The organism is Streptomyces aidingensis (assembly GCF_900112355.1).
In the GTDB taxonomy this organism is placed as follows: Bacteria; Actinomycetota; Actinomycetes; order Streptomycetales; family Streptomycetaceae; genus Streptomyces; species Streptomyces aidingensis.
Window position 1 is genome coordinate 112,725 of record NZ_FOLM01000008.1, and the last position, 17,162, is coordinate 129,886.

A 17,162-nucleotide genomic window follows, 5' to 3' on the forward strand; every position below is an offset into this window, starting at 1 on the left:
GCCGTAGACCTCCGAGAGTAGGCCGTGGCGCGTGGGCGCCGCCGCACAACGGCTCACCACCCGCATGTGAGTTTCCTCACCGGAGGCCCGACAAAAAGGATTTTTCCGACAGTGGGCCGCCCCCGTCAAATCGGGACACAACCGGGCGGAATCCCCGGTTCCGTCGTTGATCCACCCGCACGGTACGACCTCCGGACAAGGCAAGGTCATGTCCGGGATCCGGAATGGAGCTGGGCAAATGCCCGTTTTGCCGCCGCAATTCCGCCACCTGGTCTCCACCCAGGGTGATGACCCCCGCGCGCAGGGTCAAAGATGTCACGGGAGTGTCCCGAGCCCTTGTTGGAGGTCTCGGCACTGTGCTGGAATTCCACGGACCGCCGCGAGAGAACAGCCGATGCAGCGGGCGCACGGTCCGCTCCGCACCATGGCTGAACAGGGGACGCGCCGGTTGTCCACGACCGTCGGAAGCACCCGGGGTTTCCGGCTCGATACCGTCACGCCGCCCGCGGCGAGGCGCCTGGTCCAGAGGTTGCGACGCTAAAGTGCAGGGACGTTTCAAGAGGGAAGGCAGCGCGACAGGCGACGCGGGGCTGAGCGGCCCACCTGGCCGCGGCTCCTCGCCCGACCGTGTCCACGCGGTGCAGGCCGACGAGATGCCCTCGCCGGCCGCGGACGGCGGCGCGCGTACGCCCGCCGAGCCGCCCACCGGCGACCGCGCCTCCGGCCGGCCGGCCGGAAAGCCGGCCGCCGCCGTCAGGCCCACGCCCGCGGGCTCCCGGCTGGCACTGCGCAACTGGCGCATCTCCACCCGGCTGGTCTCGCTGATCGCCCTGCCGGTGGTCGCGGCCACCTCGCTGGGCGCATTCCGTATCCAGGAGTCGATGGAAAAGGTCGACCAGCTGGAGAACATGCGTCTGCTCACCGACATGACGCACCACGCCACGCTGCTGGCCGCCGCCCTCCAGGAGGAGCGCGACCGCTCGGCCGGCCCGATGATCAGCGGGCGCACCGCCAAGCACGACGACGTGGTCGGCTCCCGGGACACCACCGACTCCGCCCGCCGCGCCTTCGCCCAGGCCACCCTGTCGATCGACCCCAACGACGACGAGCTGGCGGGCATCAACGCGGCCGTGCTGGAGATCGGCCGGCAGCTCAACAAGATCACCTCCATCCGGGACGACGCCTACACCGACCCGGCCTACATCTCGCAGACGGTGAGCGCCTACAACCAGCTCATCGAGTCGCTGCTCTCGCTCTCCCAGGACATGGCGCAGGCCACCTCCAACCAGGACATGATCCGCTCCACCCGGGCGCTGGCCGCCTTCTCCTCCGCCAAGGAGCAGGCCTCCATCCAGCGGGCCATGATCACCGCCGGTTTCGCGCGTGCCGAGACCGACGGCGGCCGGGCCGCGCTGTCGCCCTCCGACTGGCGGTTCGGCAAGACCGCCATGGAGAACGAGCGGGCCGACCTGCGCAGCTTCCGCGAGCTGTACGGCAACAACGACCGCGCCCAGGAACTGCTCCAGCCCATCTCCGGCGGGATCGTCAACATCGTCGCGGCGGAGCAGCTGGCCGAGGCCGTCTTCACCAAGGAAGACAACATCCGCAACCAGTTCCGCACCTATCTGGACTGGTTCGAGCTCGATCGCACCAAGATCGAGGCGATGGAGAAGATCGAGCGTGAGCTGCTCGACGAGATGGAGAAGCAGGCCGGCGATCTGCGCGCCGAGGCCCAGCGGGACGCCGTCCTCAACGGCGCCATGATCCTGCTGGTGCTGGGCATCTCCCTGGTCGGCGCCTTCGTGGTGGCCCGGTCCATGGTCCGCACCCTGCGCCGGCTGCAGGACACCGCCCAGGAAGTCGCCCACAAGCGGCTGCCCGAGGTGGTCAAGCAGATGTCCGAGGCCGACAACCCGGAGGAGGTGGACACCTCCGTGGTCTCGGTGGGTGTCTACACCCGGGACGAGATCGGCAAGGTGGCCCAGGCGTTCGACGAGGTGCACCGCGAGGCGGTCCGGCTGGCGGCCGAACAGGCCCAGCTGCGGGGCAACGTCAACGCGATGTTCACCAACCTCTCGCGCCGCAGCCAGGGCCTGATCCAGCGCCAGCTCTCGCTGATCTCCGAACTGGAGTCCCGCGAGGCCGACCCGGACCAGCTCGCCTCGCTGTTCAAGCTGGACCACCTGGCCACCCGCATGCGGCGCAACGGTGAGAACCTGCTGGTTCTCGCGGGCGAGGAGCCGGGCCGCCGGTGGACCCGGCCGGTCCCGCTGGTCGACGTGCTCCGGGCCGCCGCCTCCGAGGTGGAGCAGTACGAGCGGATCGAGCTGTCCGCCGTCCCCAAGACCGAGGTGGCCGGACGCGCGGTCAACGACCTGGTGCACCTGCTGGCCGAGCTGCTGGAGAACGCCACCTCGTTCTCCTCCCCGCAGACCAAGGTCAAGGTCACCGGCCATGCCCTGCCGGACGGCCGGGTGCTGGTGGAGATCCACGACACCGGCATCGGCCTCTCCCCGGAGGACCTGGCCGAGATCAACGAGCGGCTGGCCAACCCGCCCACCGTGGACGTCTCGGTCTCCCGCCGGATGGGTCTGTTCGTGGTCGGCCGGCTGTCCCTGCGGCACGGCATCCGGGTGCAGCTGCGCCCCTCCGACTCCGGCGGCACCACCGCTCTGGTGATGCTGCCCGCCGATGTGGTCCAGGGCGGCCGGGGCGGCAGGCCCGGCGCCCAGGCCGGCGCGGGCGCCGGCGCCGACCGCCGGCCCTCCGGGCCGGGCGGCGGCGGACCGGCCACCGCCACCCTCCAGCGTGAGGGCCCGATGCCCCGCCGCACCCCGGACCCGGCCCGGCCCGGCCCGGGCGCGCTGCCCACCCGCGGCGGCGACCGGGAGGCCCCGCAGCAGGTGCCCTCCACCCCGGCCCGGGCCGCGCTGCCCGGCCGCGGCGGACGGCCCGGCTCGCCCGCCATGCCGGCCGGCGCGCAGGCGTCCGGCTCCGGCCCGGCCGGGGAACCGCCGCGGCCGAGCTGGGCCCGGTCGGCGGAGGACAGCGGACGAATACCGGCCGCCAGGGACGCCGTGGACTACCCGCGCGGCCACGACGGCCACCACGAGCCGCAGCACGAGCCGCGCCCCGAGCGGGACGACGCGCTGAGGTCCACCGCCGAGTTCCCGCGCCCGGCCGCCTTCCGGCGGCCGGAGGCGGACCGGCGCCCGCCGGCCGGCGGCCCGCCCTACGGGCCGGGCGACACCGGTGAGTTCCCGCGCCCCGCGGTGCGCCGCGACGGTCCCGGTGACACCGCCGAGTTCCCGGCCGTGCCGCAGTCCGGGCAGCCGGCGCCCGCCGGCTCCTACCCGCAGGACGGCTCCTACCCGCAGGACGGGCCCTACCCGCCGGCGGGCCAGTACCAGCCCGCGGATCAGGGCATCCTGCCCCCGGCCCCCAGCCGGCCGGACCGCGTGCCGGAACGCACGCCGATCTTCGAGGAAATGGAGTCGACCTGGTTCGGTTCCCGCAACCGGGTCCGCTCCGCCGCCCAGCGGGAGTCCGCGGGGTCCCCCCAGCCGTCCGCCCGGACGGCCCCGCCCTCGGCTCCCGCCGCCTCGTCCGCCCCGCACCGGACCGCCCAGGACCGGCCCGTCGGCCCCCCGGCCCCGCCCGGCCGCCGGCCGGCTCCGCCCCGGGGCCCGGCACAGCCCGCCGGGGACACCGGCACCGCCGTGGGCTGGGCCGCCTCGCCCAATGACGAGCGCTGGCGCCGGGCCGAGCAGCTTCGCTCCGGCCCGTCCGCGGGCGGCGTCACGGCCTCCGGACTGCCCCGGCGGGTGCCGCGCGCCAATCTGGTGGCCGGCACCGCCGAGGAGCGGGATGCCGTGGCCGCCGGACCGAACGTCTCCCGGGCTCCGGAGGACGTGCGGGGCCGGCTGACCAGCCTCCGCAGGGGCATTCAGCAAGGCCGGCAGGCCGGAGCCGCGACCGGTGGCCCCGGCGGCCGGGACGGCGGATTCGGTGCCCCCTATCGGCAGGAGCGTTAGTGTTGACCCGCATGAGCCAGGCGGCGCAGAACCTCAACTGGTTGATCACCAGTTTTGTGGACAACACCCCGGGTGTGTCGCACACAGTGGTAGTTTCCGCAGACGGACTGCTTCTCGCGATGTCCGAGGGGTTTCCGCGGGACCGTGCCGACCAGTTGGCCGCGGTCGCCTCCGGCCTGACGTCCCTGACGGCCGGTGCCTCGCGGATCTTCGAGGGCGGCGTGGTGAGCCAGACCGTGGTGGAGATGGAGCGCGGCTTCCTCTTCCTCATGTCGATCTCCGACGGGTCGTCACTGGCGGTGCTGGCGCATCCGGAGGCAGACATCGGCCTGGTCGGGTACGAAATGGCCTTGCTGGTCGACCGCGCGGGCTCGGTACTGACACCGGAAGTCCGCAGCGAGCTCCAGGGAAGTCTGCTCACCTGACAACCCGGCTCCCCCCACACAACACGCACATGAGCACCATCGTCCGCATCGCCGACCTCATGTCCCGCCCGGAGGAGCTATGACCACCCCGCCGCCCTCGCAGAGTGCGTACGGAGCCCATGATCCCGGCCCGTACGACGACGAGGGGGAGCAGCCGCTGGTCCGCCCGTACGCCATGACGGGCGGCCGGACCAGGCCGCGCTACCAGCTGGCGATCGAGGCGCTGGTGTCCACCAGTGTCGAACCCATGCAGTTGCAGGGGCTGCTGCCGGAGCATCAGCGGATCTGCCAGCTCTGCCTGCCCGAGGTGAAATCGGTCGCGGAGATCTCCGCGCTGCTGGCGATGCCGCTCGGGGTGGCCCGGATCCTGGTGGCGGACCTCGCCGAGGCGGGACTGGTCGCCATCCATCAGCCTGGACATGGCAGCGACCCGAACGGCCAGCCGGACGTGACGCTGCTGGAGAGGGTGCTCAGTGGACTTCGCAAGCTCTAGCCAGGCCGGCGGCGGGTTCCCGGCGGCCGGGACGAACGGTTCGGCCCTGCCGGACGCCGCCGCATACGCCGCCTCCTCCGGCGCCCCGGCCGCCGTGCCCGGTTCGTCGACCACGTCCGCGAAGATTGTGATCGCGGGCGGGTTCGGCGTGGGCAAGACCACGTTTGTGGGCGCTGTGTCGGAGATCAATCCGCTGCGTACCGAGGCCGTGATGACGTCCGCCTCGGCCGGGATCGACGATCTGACCCACACGGCGGGCAAGACCACCACCACGGTGGCGATGGACTTCGGCCGGATCACGCTGGACCAGGATCTGATTCTGTACCTGTTCGGTACGCCCGGTCAGGACCGGTTCTGGTTCATGTGGGACGATCTGGTCCGCGGTGCCATCGGCGCGGTGGTGCTGGTGGACACCCGCAGGCTGGCGGACTGCTTCCCGGCGGTGGACTACTTCGAGAACAGCGGGCTGCCCTTCGTGGTGGCGCTGAACGGCTTCGACGGCCACCAGCCGTACTCGCCGGACGAGGTCCGCGAGGCGCTCCAGCTCGGCCAGGACACGCCGATCATCATCACCGACGCGCGGCACCGCGCGGAGGCCAAGTCCACCCTGATCACCCTGGTCGAGCACGCGCTGATGGCCCGGCTGCGCTGACGCGCCGCCGCCCGCCCGGCCCGCCGCCGGGCCGGGCCGCACGCCTTTCCCTGCCCGCCGGAGCTGCCGGCGGGCAGGCGCCGTCCGGCTCCCCGGCGGCGACCGTTACGCTGAGACATCAGCCACACCAGTCACAGCGAAGAAGGGCAGCACACCCGGTGCGCATCGCCAGATTCTCCATCGACGGCACCGTCGGCTTCGGCGTGGTGGTCCCCGCCCCCGAAGGGGAGCCCGGCGGGGCCGCCGCCGGGGCTGTCTCCCGGCCGACCGCAGGTCTGGCCCTGGACATCATCAAGGGCCATCCCTTCGGGGACTTCGACCGGTCGGGCAAGCTGGTGCCGATGGACCAGGTGCGGCTGCTGCCGCCGGTCCTGCCCAGCAAGGTGGTGGCCGTCGGCCGCAACTACGCCGAGCACGCGCGGGAGCTGGGCCATGAGGTCCCGCAGGTGCCGGTGGTGTTCTTCAAGCCGTCCACCTCGGTGATCGGCCCGGGGGACGAGATCGTCTACCCGGGTTTCTCCACCGAGGTGCACCACGAGGCCGAACTGGCCGTGGTCATCGGCCGGCTGTGCAAGGACGTGCCGCGGGAGCGGGCGGCGGAGGTGATCCTCGGCTACACCTGCGCCAATGACATCACCGCGCGGGACATCCAGCGCTCCGAGGACCAGTGGGCGCGGGCCAAGGGCTTCGACTCCTCCTGCCCGCTGGGCCCCTGGGTGGAGACGGAGCTGGATCCATCCGATCTGGCGATGATCTGCACGGTCAATGGCGAGCAGCGCCAGCTCGGCCGCACCAGCGAGATGGTCCGGGATGTCGCCGATCTCATCGTGCACATCACCGCGGCCATGACCCTGCTGCCGGGGGACGTCATCCTCACCGGCACCCCCGCGGGCGTGGGCCCGCTCCATGTCGGCGACGAGGTCGCCGTCAGCATCGAAGGCATCGGCACACTCACCAACAAGGTGGCCACGCGTGACTAGCCCCTCCGCCCCCTCCGCCGCGTCCCCGGCCCGCCCGGTGCGGGTCCGGTTCTGCCCCTCGCCGACCGGCAACCCGCATGTCGGACTCGTCCGCACCGCCCTGTTCAACTGGGCCTTCGCCCGGCATCACGGCGGCACCCTGGTCTTCCGGATCGAGGACACCGACGCCGCCCGGGACTCCGAGGAGTCCTACCTCCAGCTGCTGGACTCACTGCGCTGGCTCGGCCTGGACTGGGACGAGGGCCCCGGGATCGGCGGGCCGCACGCGCCCTACCGCCAGTCCGAGCGGATGGACATCTACCGGAACGTGGCCGCCCGGCTGCTGGACGCCGGATACGCCTACCACTGCTACTGCACCCAGGAGGAGCTGGACCGCCGCCGCGAACTGGCCCGCGCCGCCGGCCGCCCGTCCGGCTACGACGGCCGCTGCCGCTCCCTCACCGAGGAGGAGATCGCCGGCTTCCTGGCCGAGGGCCGCCGGCCGGTGGTGCGGTTCCGGATGCCCGACGAGCCCATCACCTTCACCGACCTGGTGCGCGGCGAGCTGACCTTCACCCCGGAGAACGTCACCGACTACGGCATCGTCCGGGCCGGCGGCGCCCCGCTCTACACCCTGGTCAACCCGGTGGACGACGCGCTGATGAACATCACGCATGTGCTGCGCGGCGAGGACCTGCTCTCCTCCACCCCCCGGCAGATCGCCCTCTACCGTGCGCTGTCCGACATCGGCGTGGGCCCCGGCTTCCTCCCCGAGTTCGGCCATCTGCCCTATGTGATGGGGGAGGGCAACAAGAAGCTCTCCAAGCGCGAGCCGGAGTCCTCGCTCAACATCTACCGGGAGCGCGGCTTCCTGCCCGAGGGCCTGCTCAACTACCTGGCGCTGCTGGGCTGGTCGATCGCCGAGGACCGCGACATCTTCACCATGGCGGAGATGACGGCCGCCTTCGACATCCACGCGGTCAACGCCAACCCGGCCCGCTTCGACCTCAAGAAGTGCGAGGCCATCAACGCCACCCACATCCGGGACCTGCCGGTGGAGAGCTTCATCGAGCGCTGCGGCCCCTGGCTGGCCGCCCCGCACGCCCCCTGGAAGCCGGAGGCCTACGACCCGGCGGCGTTCGCCGCCCTGGCCCCGCTGGCCCAGACCCGGGTCACCGTGCTCTCCGACATCACCGACAACGTGGACTTCCTCTTCCTGGACGAGCCCGTCTTCCACGAGCCGTCCTGGCACAAGGCCATGAAGCCCGGCGCGGCGGAGCTGCTGCGCACCGCGCGGGCCCGGCTGCTGGCCGCCGACTGGAACGCCGAGGCCCTCAAGGCGGCGGTGCTGGCGGCCGGCGAGGAACACGGCCTGAAGCTGGGCAAGGCCCAGGCCCCGGTGCGGGTGGCGGTCACCGGCCGCACCGTCGGCCTGCCCCTCTTCGAGTCCCTCGAAGTCCTCGGCCGGGAGCGCACCATCGCCCGCATCGAGGCCGCCCTGGCCCGCCTGACCGCGGCCTGACCGGACCTGACCGCCCGCCCCCCCGCCCCCGGCCGCCGGGGCGGGGGTTCACCGCGTGGTGCGCCGGATGCGCTCCTGGGCGACCGCCCGGCGCACCGCCGGGACCACCTCGGCGGCGAAGCGGTGGGTCTGCCGCACCGGATCGTCCGCCGGGCCGAAGACGAAGCCGTCCATGCCGTGCACCAGCGCCAGTTCCGTCAGCTCGGCCACCCACTGCTCGGCCGGCCCGCGCAGAAAGCCCTCCGAGGGCCCGTCGGTGATGATGCCGAAGACGTTGTAGAGGCGGCGCACCGCGCCCGGCTCGCGTCCCGCGCCGGCAGCCGCCTCGTCGATCCGGGCGTTCAGCTCGGGCAGCTTCTCCGGCGGCGCCCACGGGCTGGACGGCAGCCAGCCGTCCGCCACCCGGCCGCACAGCGCCAGCGTCCGCGGGCCGCCCACGCCCAGCCAGACGGGGATCGGATGGGCCGGCCTGGGCCCCGGCTTCACCCCGGCCAGCCGGTAGTGCTTCCCCTCGTAGCGCACCGAGCGCTCGTCGGACCACATCAGCCGGAGCACCTCGACGGCCTCGCGCAGCGCCCCGTACGCCTCGCCGGGGGAGCGCCTGCTCCCGCCCATGGCCGCCACGGCCTCCCAGAACGAGCCCGCCCCCAGCCCGAGCTCGAACCGGCCGCCGGACAGCAGATCCAGACTGGCCGCCGTCTTGGCCATCACCGCCGGGGCGCGCAGCGGCAGGTTCGCCACATCCGGGAACACCCGCACCCGCTGCGTCCCGGCCAGCACCGCGCCCATCAGCGCCCAGGTGTCCAGGTGGCGCCGCTGGTAGGGGTGGTCCTGGATGCCGACCAGCTCCAGCCCTTCCCGGTCCGCGATCTGCGCCATCGACAGCGCCTCGGGCAGCTTCTCCGCCGAGGGCTCCGGAAACACCCCGAATTCGACCTCACGCCCGTAGTCCATGCCCCCACCCTAGGCACCCCCGCCCCGTTCCACCCCGCACCACACGGCCCCCGCGGTGCAGCGCGACGGGCCCGCGTCGCCGGGCCGTCCGGTCAGAGGATCTTGTGCATGATGTGGAGGGCGATGTAGCCCCGGGCGGGGTGGCGGAAGCCGCCGGGGAGGGTGCCGGTGATCTCGAAGCCCAGCGAGCGGTAGAGCCGGATCGCGTGGACATTGGTCTCGGCCACCGCGTTGAACTGCATGATCCGGTAGCCCTCCGCACGTGCCCAGTCCAGGGAGTACTCGCACAGCGCCCGCCCGATGCCCTGCCCGGCGTGCGCCGGGTCCACCATGTAGCCGGCGTTGGCGACATGCGAGCCCGGGCCCTGGTGGTTGCGGTTCATCCGGGCCGTGCCGATGACCGTGCCCGCCTCGTCCAGAACCACCACGGTCCGGTACGGCGCGGGCTGCATCCAGCAGGCGCGGGCATCGGCCTCGGCCATGTCCGGCGGATAGGTGTAGGTGTCCCCGGCCGCGACGATCTTGCGGAAGACCGGCCAGATCGCGGGCCAGTCCTCGGCGGTGGCTTCCCTGATGTGCATGGTGTCCATGATGCGCGAGCCGTCCGGGGCCGGCCGGGCGGGGTCAGGCGGCCGGAGGCTCCGGGGCGTCCCGGTCCCAATCCCGGTCCAGGATGCGGTCGTCGCGGTGGGCGCCGTAGTACTCGGACTGGCCGGCCATGACGGTGCGCATCGGAATGTCCCGGGGGAGGCCGTAGACCGTGCCGGGGAAGTCGAGTTCGCGCTGCACCTGCCACAGCTCCTCGTGCTGGTCCGGCGAGAACAGCCGGGCCGGGTCGCCCGCCGCGATCCAGCCGATGGGCACCACGGCGCCGGCCGCCAGCCGGGAGTTCACCTGGAGGACGCTGTTGACCCGCAGTTCGGAGCGGGTGCCGGCGGTGGCGCCGGGAAAGACCGAGACGCCGGTGGCGACGAATGCCTCGTTCTCCACGGTGGCGCCGTTGACATGCGCGTGCGGGCCGACGAGCACCGCGTCACCGATCACCGCCGGATGCCGGGCGCGCCCGCGGACCAGGGCGTTCTCCATGATCACCACATCCGAACCGGTGGTCACCTCGCCGTCCTCGGCGGTCAGCACGGCGCCGTGCAGCACCCGGGCCCGCTCACCCAGTGTGACCGCGCCGCAGAGCACGGCCGTGGGCGCCACATAGGCGGACTCCGGCACGACGGGTTTTCGCCCGCGGTGTTCGATCAACATGCTTTCGAGACTAAGCGCTGAACGCGGACGGGCACCCGATGAGCGCGGTGCGGGCGGGAAATCTCGTTTTGGAGCACGGCCCGCGATCGGGTAATGTTCTTCCCGTCGCCGAACGGAGCGGGGCTGTGGATCCCGGCCCCCGGAGGCGGACGCCGAGCGAAATCCCCAGGTCAGGGGGTTGAGTTCCGGTGGGCTATGGTGTAATTGGCAGCACGACTGATTCTGGCTCAGTTAGTCTAGGTTCGAGTCCTGGTAGCCCAGCGTGATCTCCTCTTGGTGAGAGATCAAAGCCCCCGTTGTGTAGCGGCCTAGCACGCTGCCCTCTCAAGGCAGTAGCGCCGGTTCGAATCCGGTCGGGGGTACGTGACCCACAGTGGTCATGCTGGAGCCCCCGTTGTGTAGCGGCCTAGCACGCCGCCCTCTCAAGGCGGTAGCGCCGGTTCGAATCCGGTCGGGGGTACGCGGCAAGAGAAAGGGCCCCGCGCCGTCCATGGCGCGGGGCCCTTGTTGTCGTGCCTGTCGCGCCCCCTCTTGCCGTGCCGCCTCCGGCCCGCCGGATCAGCGCCGCAGGGCGAGCCGCTGCGCGGCACGCTCGCCGCGCCGGCCCACCGGGACGGTGCCGGTGGCCGCTCCCAGCCCGAACGGCGGCATGTTCACATAGACGGACTCGTAGGCCCCGGCCGGCACCACATAGGTCTCGTGCCAGAAGCCGACCCGGTCCCGGCCCGCCCGGACCGCCCGGTTGAACGCCGACCAGGCCGGGCGGTGCTCCTTGTCCGGGGCGGAGGCGTAGGCCAGCAGCTTCTCGTGCGAGGACCAGTACTGCACCACGTAGAAGACGCGCGGGCCGCCGGACAGCAGGCGGAAGCCGAGCAGCCCGCTGTCCGGGTCCCCGGACAGCTCCCGCAGCATCCGGGGCATGGCCCGGAAGACCGGCAGCCAGGTGCGCAGCCGCCAGAAGCTGTTGATCCGCATGCCGATCAGAAAGACGGTGACGGTGTCCTCGGCCCCGGCCGTCATGCGGCCCTTGATGACCTTGCTGCTCATGGCAACCCCCTGGAAGGTGTGGGATAGTGCCGCTATCCATGATTGGATAGTGTCACTCTCCAAGGAATTCCGCAAGCCGGGCCCGGGGGAGGCGAGGAAGGGGAGCACGGGATGAGACTGGCGGAGCTGAGCAGACGCAGCGGCGTCTCCGCGGCAACCATCAAGTACTACCTGCGGGAAGGGCTGCTGCCGCCGGGGGAGCGGGTCACCGCCACCCAGGCCGAGTACGGCGCGGAGCATCTGCGCAGGCTGCGGCTGGTGCGGGCGCTGGTGCAGGTGGGCGGGGTGCCGGTGGCGCGGGCCCGCGAGGTGCTCCGCGCGGTGGACGACGCCGGGCAGGACCGGCACGGCCGGCTGGGCGCGGCGGTGTGGGCGCTGCCGCACGGCCCGGAGCCGGAGGAGGACGACCCGGTCACGGCCCTGGCCCGGGAGCGGGCGGCCGAACTGACGGCCCGGCTGGGCGGGAGCGGGCACGGGGAGGGCCAGGCGGAGGGCCCGCCGCACCGGATGCTGGTCTCCGCGCTGGCCGCCCTGCTGCGGCTGGGCTATCCCTGCGAGCTGGAGCAGTTGCTGCCGTACGGCGAACTGGCCGCCCGGCTGGCCGTGCACGACCTGGACGTGATCGAGCGGTACGAACCGGGGAACGCCCAGGTGGAGGCGGCGGTCGCGCTCACCGTGCTGTACGAGCCGGTACTGCTGGCGCTGCGCCGGCTGGCCCACGCCGCCGAGTCGGAGCGCCGCTACGCGGCACCGGAGCGGCGCCCGCCCGCCGGTCCGGTCAGTCCCGCTGCCGGGGAAGCGGGCCGCTGAAGACCACCATGCTGTCGATGCGCGCGTCCCTGAGGTGCACCATGTCGGTGCCCTCCAGGACGGCCTCGCCGGAGGCGTCGTAATAGGCCCAGCCGTACCGGGCCCATTCGCCGGGGGCGTCCACCGCCGTGGTGCGCACGATCCGGCCGGGCCCGCGCGGATGCCCGCGCAGCGAGTTCATGAATCCCTCGACCGACAGCAGCCCCTCGGTGCGGCCCAGCGGGCCCCAGAAGACCACGTCCGGGGTGAATGCCTGGAGCAGCAGGTCCGTCATGCGTTCGGAGGTGCGGGCGTTGAAGGCGGCGAGAAAGATGTCCACCGCTTCCTGGGCGGGATTCTCCGGCATCCGTCCACGCTAGCAGGGCACCCCGCCCCCGGTCCCCGGTGTCAGGCGGGACCGCGCCTGAGGGCCTCGGTGAGCCGGCCGGCCGACTCCAGCAGGGCCTGGGCGTGCATCCGGCCCGGATGACGGGTGAGGCGCTCGATGGGGCCGGAGACCGACACCGCCGCCACCACGCGGTTGGACGGACCGCGCACCGGGGCCGAGACCGAGGCCACCCCGGGCTCCCGCTCGCCCACCGACTGCGCCCAGCCCCGGCGCCGCACCCCGGACAGCGCGGTGGCCGTGAAGCGGGCGCCCTGGAGACCGGCGTGCAGCCGCTCCGGCTCCTCCCAGGCCATCAGCACCTGGGCCGCCGAGCCGGCCTTCATCGGCAGCGTGGAGCCCACGGGCACCGTGTCCCGCAGGCCGGAGAGCCGCTCCGCGGCGGCCACACAGATCCGCATGTCGCCCTGGCGCCGGTAGAGCTGCGCGCTCTCCCCCGTGACATCGCGCAGATGCGCCAGCACCGGACCGGCGGCGGCCAGCAGCCGGTCCTCGCCCGCCGCCGCGGCCAGCTCCGCCAGCCGCGGTCCCAGCACAAAACGTCCCTGCATGTCGCGGGCGAGCAGCCGGTGGTGCTCCAGCGCGACGGCCATCCGGTGGGCCGTCGGCCGGGCGAGGCCGGTCGCCGCGACCAGTCCTGCCAGCGTGGCCGGTCCGGACTCCAGCGCGCTGAGTACGAGAGCGGCCTTGTCAAGGACGCCGACGCCGCTGGAGCCGCCACTGTTCGTGTCCATGCGTCGATACTCGCGTCTCACAGTGTGAAACGCAAGTTCGTTTTCGCCGCGAAGGCGCCACCCTGGCTGTGGCGGTCCGCACAGCACCGGCAGCCGGCCCGGCGCCGGAGAGCGGTGCACGGGGAGCGGACGGCGGCCTCGGACCGCCGCACATCTCCCGGGCGATCCCGCGGGTGCTCCCGGCGGGGATCACCGGCATCCGGGACCAAGGCATCCACCGACTTCGAGGTGAGGCCCGGCGACGCTGCTGGGCCGGAGGGAAAGCGATGGGACGGACACTGGCGGAGAAGGTCTGGGACGACCATGTCGTCCGGCACGCCGAGGGCGAGCCCGACCTGCTCTATATCGATCTCCATCTGCTGCACGAGGTGACCAGTCCGCAGGCGTTCGACGGCCTGCGCAAGAGCGGTCGCACCGTGCGGCGCACCGACCTGACCATCGCCACCGAGGACCACAACACCCCCACGATCGACATCGACAAGCCCATCGCCGACCCGGTCTCCCGCACCCAGCTGGAGACCCTGCGCAAGAACTGCGCGGACTTCGGCGTCCGGCTGCACCCGCTGGGCGACACCGAGCAGGGCGTGGTGCACGTGGTCGGCCCGCAGCTCGGCCTGACCCAGCCCGGCATGACCGTGGTCTGCGGCGACAGCCACACCTCCACCCACGGCGCCTTCGGCGCGCTCGCCTTCGGCATCGGCACCAGCCAGGTCGAGCATGTGCTGGCCACCCAGACGCTGCCCATGGCCCCGTTCCGGACCATGGCCATCACCGTGCGCGGCGAACTCCCCGCCGACGTCACCGCCAAGGACATCATCCTGGCCATCATCGCGCGGATCGGCACCGGCGGTGGCCAGGGCTATGTCATCGAGTACCGGGGCGAGGCCATCGAGAAGCTCTCGATGGAAGCCCGGATGACCATCTGCAACATGTCGATCGAGGCCGGTGCCCGGGCCGGCATGATCGCCCCGGACGAGACCACCTTCGCCTACCTCAAGGACCGCCCGCACGCCCCGCAGGGCGCGGACTGGGACGCCGCGGTGGCCTACTGGAAGACCCTGCGCACCGACGAGGACGCCGTCTTCGACCACGAGGTGGTGCTGGACGCGGCCGAACTGGCGCCGTTCGTCACCTGGGGCACCAACCCCGGGCAGGGCGCGCCGCTGTCCGCCGCCGTGCCGGACCCGGCCTCCTTCGAGGACCCCAGTGCCCGGCTGGCCGCCGAGAAGGCGCTGGAGTACATGGGCCTGTCGGCCGGCACCCCGCTGCGCCAGATCGCGGTGGACACCGTCTTCGTGGGCTCCTGCACCAACGGCCGGATCGAGGACCTGCGCAACGCCGCCGCCGTGCTGCGCGGCCGGAGGGTCGCCGACGGGGTCCGGATGCTGGTGGTCCCCGGCTCGGTACGGGTGGCGCTGCAGGCCGTGGACGAGGGCCTGGACACGGTCTTCAAGGAGGCCGGGGCCGAGTGGCGGCACGCGGGCTGCTCGATGTGTCTGGGCATGAACCCGGACCAGCTCAAGCCCGGCGAGCGGTCCGCCTCCACCTCCAACCGCAACTTCGAGGGGCGGCAGGGCAAGGGCGGCCGGACCCATCTGGTCTCGCCCCAGGTGGCCGCGGCCACCGCGGTCCTGGGTCACCTGGCCTCCCCGGCCGATCTGTCCGATGCCGCCGTCGCCACCCCCGCGGGAGTCTGAACCGTCATGGAAGCCTTCACCACGCACACCGGCCGGGCCGTTCCGCTGCGCCGCAGCAATGTGGACACCGACCAGATCATCCCCGCCCACTGGCTGAAGAAGGTCACCCGGGACGGGTTCGAGGACGGGCTGTTCGAGGCCTGGCGCAAGGACCCGGAGTTCGTGCTCAACCGGCCCGAGCGGCAGGGCGCCACGGTGCTGGTGGCCGGTCCCGACTTCGGCACCGGCTCCTCCCGCGAGCACGCCGTCTGGGCGCTGCAGAACTACGGCTTCAAGGCCGTGATCTCCTCCCGCTTCGCCGACATCTTCCGGGGCAACTCGCTGAAGAACGGCCTGCTCACGGTGGTGCTGCCGCAGCCGGTGGTGGACGGGCTGTGGGCGCTGACCGAGGCCGACGCGGAGCTCGCGGTCACGGTCGACCTGGTGGCCCGCAAGGTGACCGCCGGCCAGGGCGAGCGGCGCGTCGAGGCCCCGTTCGAGCTGGACGAGAACGCCCGCTGGCGGCTGCTGGAAGGGCTGGACGACATCAGCCTCACCCTGCGCCACGAGGACGACATCGCGGCCTACGAGGGCGGGCGTCCCGCCTTCAAACCGCGCACCCTGGCCGGCTGAGCCTCCGCTCGTCCGGGCCCGTCACCCCTGCCGGCCGCGCCGGCGTGGAACCACAGCGGTTCCGCGCCGGCGCGACGCGTTTCCGGCTCCGCGCGCCGCCGCGGGCCGCGACGCGCCGAACGGTACGGCGGGAAACGGCGATTTCCGGCCATCCGGAGACCTCCCGCCCGGCCCCGCCGGACCCGTGCACCCGGCGCTGAGCTGGTGCTGAACCCCTCCTGGAATCCGGCGAATTACGCACTGTGCCCCCTGCGACTCGGTGGGGGGCACACGCGTATGGTGAGTCGTTGAGGCACAACCGGGCGACAACTCACCCGTGATGGCACAATTGGTGCATGGAACGCGACGGTCAACTCCAGCTCTACGACCTCGTCGCCGCCCGGCTGAAAGAAGCCCACGAGCGGGTGCGCCGGCTGGACGTCCCCGAGGACGTGCGGCGGGCCTTGGCTCACCGGCTGCTGGTCATCACGGCCGCCGCCAAGCAGGACCTGGGCGGTGCCGCCCGCCGGCTGGAGCGGCTGCTGGAGGGCATCGACGGGGAGACCGGAGAGGCCGCCGCCGTCCTCGCGGACGACCGGACCGGCCGGGACGACGGGAGTGAGGCAAGCGGCAAGAGCGGCAACGTCGGCAACGTCGGCAACAGCGGCAACAGCGGCAACAGCGGCAACAGCGGCAAGGAGGACAGCCGGGACGGAGAGCGGCGGGAGGAGTGACGCGCGGTGCCGGCACGGCCGCCGCGGGGGCGGCGGCGAACGGGCGCTGTGCGGGCCCAGTTCGTTGCGACACCAGGGTGATTCGTCCGTTTCACGTTTGATTTGCGGTATATATCTGCCTAGCGTGCGAAAAAGCTTGAGCACATTGGCGCAGTTCCAGGCCAGTTCCATGCGCCCGGTTGCAGGCACTCCGGGCACATTCGTTCAGTAATGTTCCGAAGGGGAAGACGTGAACAAGGCACAGCTCGTCGAAGCGATTGCCGACAAGCTGGGCGGCCGGCAGCAGGCCGCACAGGCAGTCGACATCGTGCTCGATGCCATCATCAGGGCGGTGGTTGCCGGTGAGCGGGTGTCCGTGACCGGCTTCGGCTCGTTCGAGAAGGTCGAGCGCCCGGCCCGCTACGCCCGGAACCCGCAGACCGGTGAACGGGTGCGGGTCAAGAAGACCTCCGTGCCGCGCTTCCGCGCCGGGCAGGGCTTCAAGGACCTGGTGGCCGGGTCCAAGAAGCTGCCCAAGCACGATGTCGCGGTGAAGAAGGCGCCCAAGGGCAGCCTGTCCGGCGGCACCACCACCAAGAAGGCCGCCACCAAGAAGGCGGCGGCAAAGAAGACCACCGCCGCCAAGAAGGCGGCGGCGAAGAAGGCACCCGCCAAGACCGCGGCCAAGAAGGCCCCGGCCAAGGCCGCGGCCAAGAAGGCACCCGCCAAGAAGTCCCCCGCCAAGAAGGCCGCGGCCAAGAAGGCCCCGGCGAAGAAGGCGACGGCCCGCAAGAGCCCCGCCAAGAAGGCCACGGCCCGGAACCGGTGACGTGCCCGTCCCGTCCACCACGGCTGTGTGACCTGCATGTGCCGAGCCGCTAGGCTCAGT

Annotated in this window: 16 protein-coding genes, 3 tRNA genes and 1 pseudogene; 14 read left to right on the top strand and 6 right to left on the bottom strand. The window is 72.3% G+C overall.

Annotated features, from left to right (window positions below):
• The first annotated feature begins 542 nt into the window (after nucleotides 1-542).
• The 6 genes from BM242_RS15835 (at nucleotide 543) to gltX (ending at nucleotide 8,085) form a co-directional block, all read left to right on the top strand.
• The gene (locus tag BM242_RS15835; RefSeq protein WP_425443867.1) at nucleotides 543-4,034 is read left to right on the top strand and encodes a sensor histidine kinase; all 3,492 of its coding nucleotides are present in this window, start codon (nucleotides 543-545) and stop codon (nucleotides 4,032-4,034) included.
• 11 nt (nucleotides 4,035-4,045) lie between these two features.
• On the top strand, nucleotides 4,046-4,459 hold the full coding sequence (locus tag BM242_RS15840; protein WP_093839629.1) for a roadblock/LC7 domain-containing protein: 414 nt from the start codon (nucleotides 4,046-4,048) through the stop codon (nucleotides 4,457-4,459).
• 79 nt (nucleotides 4,460-4,538) lie between these two features.
• The gene (locus tag BM242_RS15845) at nucleotides 4,539-4,952 is read left to right on the top strand and encodes a DUF742 domain-containing protein (protein WP_093839487.1); all 414 of its coding nucleotides are present in this window, start codon (nucleotides 4,539-4,541) and stop codon (nucleotides 4,950-4,952) included.
• 46 nt (nucleotides 4,953-4,998) lie between these two features.
• A complete protein-coding gene (locus BM242_RS15850) occupies nucleotides 4,999-5,604 on the top strand; it encodes a GTP-binding protein (RefSeq protein ID WP_093839630.1) in 606 nt (201 codons plus the stop codon).
• Nucleotides 5,605-5,762: 158 nt separating this feature from the next.
• Complete coding sequence (locus tag BM242_RS15855) at nucleotides 5,763-6,584, top strand: fumarylacetoacetate hydrolase family protein (RefSeq protein ID WP_093839631.1); 822 nt, start codon at nucleotides 5,763-5,765, stop codon at nucleotides 6,582-6,584.
• Entirely contained in the window at nucleotides 6,577-8,085 is a 1,509-nt protein-coding gene (gene gltX / locus BM242_RS15860; RefSeq protein WP_245834131.1) for a glutamate--tRNA ligase, read from the top strand. Before BM242_RS15855 ends, gltX begins: the two co-directional genes overlap by 8 nt.
• Nucleotides 8,086-8,133: 48 nt before the next feature.
• Here gltX and BM242_RS15865 read toward each other — a convergent pair whose 3' ends face one another.
• The 3 genes from BM242_RS15865 to BM242_RS15875 all read right to left on the bottom strand — a co-directional run bounded on the left by BM242_RS15865 (nucleotide 8,134) and on the right by BM242_RS15875 (nucleotide 10,296).
• Nucleotides 8,134-9,039, bottom strand: a complete 906-nt coding sequence (locus BM242_RS15865; protein ID WP_093839489.1) for an LLM class flavin-dependent oxidoreductase — start codon at nucleotides 9,037-9,039, stop codon at nucleotides 8,134-8,136.
• A 92-nt stretch (nucleotides 9,040-9,131) separates the two neighbouring features.
• Nucleotides 9,132-9,620 (bottom strand): GNAT family N-acetyltransferase, encoded by a 489-nt coding sequence (locus BM242_RS15870; protein ID WP_093839632.1) that lies wholly within the window; start codon nucleotides 9,618-9,620, stop codon nucleotides 9,132-9,134.
• 43 nt (nucleotides 9,621-9,663) lie between these two features.
• Complete coding sequence (locus tag BM242_RS15875; protein WP_093839490.1) at nucleotides 9,664-10,296, bottom strand: gamma carbonic anhydrase family protein; 633 nt, start codon at nucleotides 10,294-10,296, stop codon at nucleotides 9,664-9,666.
• A gap of 189 nt (nucleotides 10,297-10,485) precedes the next feature.
• Between BM242_RS15875 and BM242_RS15880 the strand changes: the two genes are divergently transcribed.
• From BM242_RS15880 to BM242_RS15890, 3 genes are all read left to right on the top strand, one after another.
• Nucleotides 10,486-10,557 (top strand) — tRNA-Gln (locus BM242_RS15880).
• A 28-nt stretch (nucleotides 10,558-10,585) separates the two neighbouring features.
• Nucleotides 10,586-10,658 (top strand) — tRNA-Glu (locus BM242_RS15885).
• Nucleotides 10,659-10,683: 25 nt separating this feature from the next.
• Nucleotides 10,684-10,756: transfer RNA gene (locus tag BM242_RS15890), tRNA-Glu, on the top strand.
• A 98-nt stretch (nucleotides 10,757-10,854) separates the two neighbouring features.
• Here the strand turns inward: BM242_RS15890 and BM242_RS15895 are convergent.
• Nucleotides 10,855-11,343, bottom strand: coding sequence for a DUF4188 domain-containing protein (locus BM242_RS15895; RefSeq protein ID WP_175541440.1), 489 nt, complete (start codon nucleotides 11,341-11,343; stop codon nucleotides 10,855-10,857).
• A 111-nt stretch (nucleotides 11,344-11,454) separates the two neighbouring features.
• Between BM242_RS15895 and BM242_RS15900 the strand changes: the two genes are divergently transcribed.
• A complete protein-coding gene (locus BM242_RS15900) occupies nucleotides 11,455-12,153 on the top strand; it encodes a MerR family transcriptional regulator (protein ID WP_093839491.1) in 699 nt (232 codons plus the stop codon).
• On the opposite strand, the gene BM242_RS15905 is transcribed toward BM242_RS15900, so the two are convergent.
• On the bottom strand, nucleotides 12,122-12,499 hold the full coding sequence (locus BM242_RS15905; RefSeq protein WP_093839492.1) for a nuclear transport factor 2 family protein: 378 nt from the start codon (nucleotides 12,497-12,499) through the stop codon (nucleotides 12,122-12,124). The two genes, BM242_RS15900 and BM242_RS15905, sit on opposite strands and share 32 nt — an antisense overlap.
• A gap of 41 nt (nucleotides 12,500-12,540) precedes the next feature.
• Nucleotides 12,541-13,272 carry an IclR family transcriptional regulator gene (locus tag BM242_RS15910; RefSeq protein WP_093839493.1) on the bottom strand — a complete coding sequence of 244 codons (732 nt, stop codon included), beginning with the start codon at nucleotides 13,270-13,272 and terminating at the stop codon, nucleotides 12,541-12,543.
• A 266-nt stretch (nucleotides 13,273-13,538) separates the two neighbouring features.
• Here BM242_RS15910 and leuC point away from each other — a divergent pair, with 266 nt between their 5' ends.
• The 4 genes and pseudogenes from leuC to BM242_RS15930 all read left to right on the top strand — a co-directional run bounded on the left by leuC (nucleotide 13,539) and on the right by BM242_RS15930 (nucleotide 17,102).
• Nucleotides 13,539-14,969: a 3-isopropylmalate dehydratase large subunit gene (leuC, locus tag BM242_RS15915; protein ID WP_093839494.1), complete on the top strand. Its 1,431-nt coding sequence runs from the start codon at nucleotides 13,539-13,541 to the stop codon at nucleotides 14,967-14,969.
• 6 nt (nucleotides 14,970-14,975) lie between these two features.
• A complete protein-coding gene (gene leuD / locus BM242_RS15920) occupies nucleotides 14,976-15,581 on the top strand; it encodes a 3-isopropylmalate dehydratase small subunit (protein ID WP_093839495.1) in 606 nt (201 codons plus the stop codon).
• 335 nt (nucleotides 15,582-15,916) lie between these two features.
• Nucleotides 15,917-16,117: pseudogene (locus BM242_RS15925) on the top strand (SCO5555 family protein); the annotation flags it as partial.
• Between the two features lie 406 nt (nucleotides 16,118-16,523).
• The gene (locus BM242_RS15930; protein ID WP_093839496.1) at nucleotides 16,524-17,102 is read left to right on the top strand and encodes an HU family DNA-binding protein; all 579 of its coding nucleotides are present in this window, start codon (nucleotides 16,524-16,526) and stop codon (nucleotides 17,100-17,102) included.
• The last annotated feature ends 60 nt before the right edge of the window (nucleotides 17,103-17,162 follow it).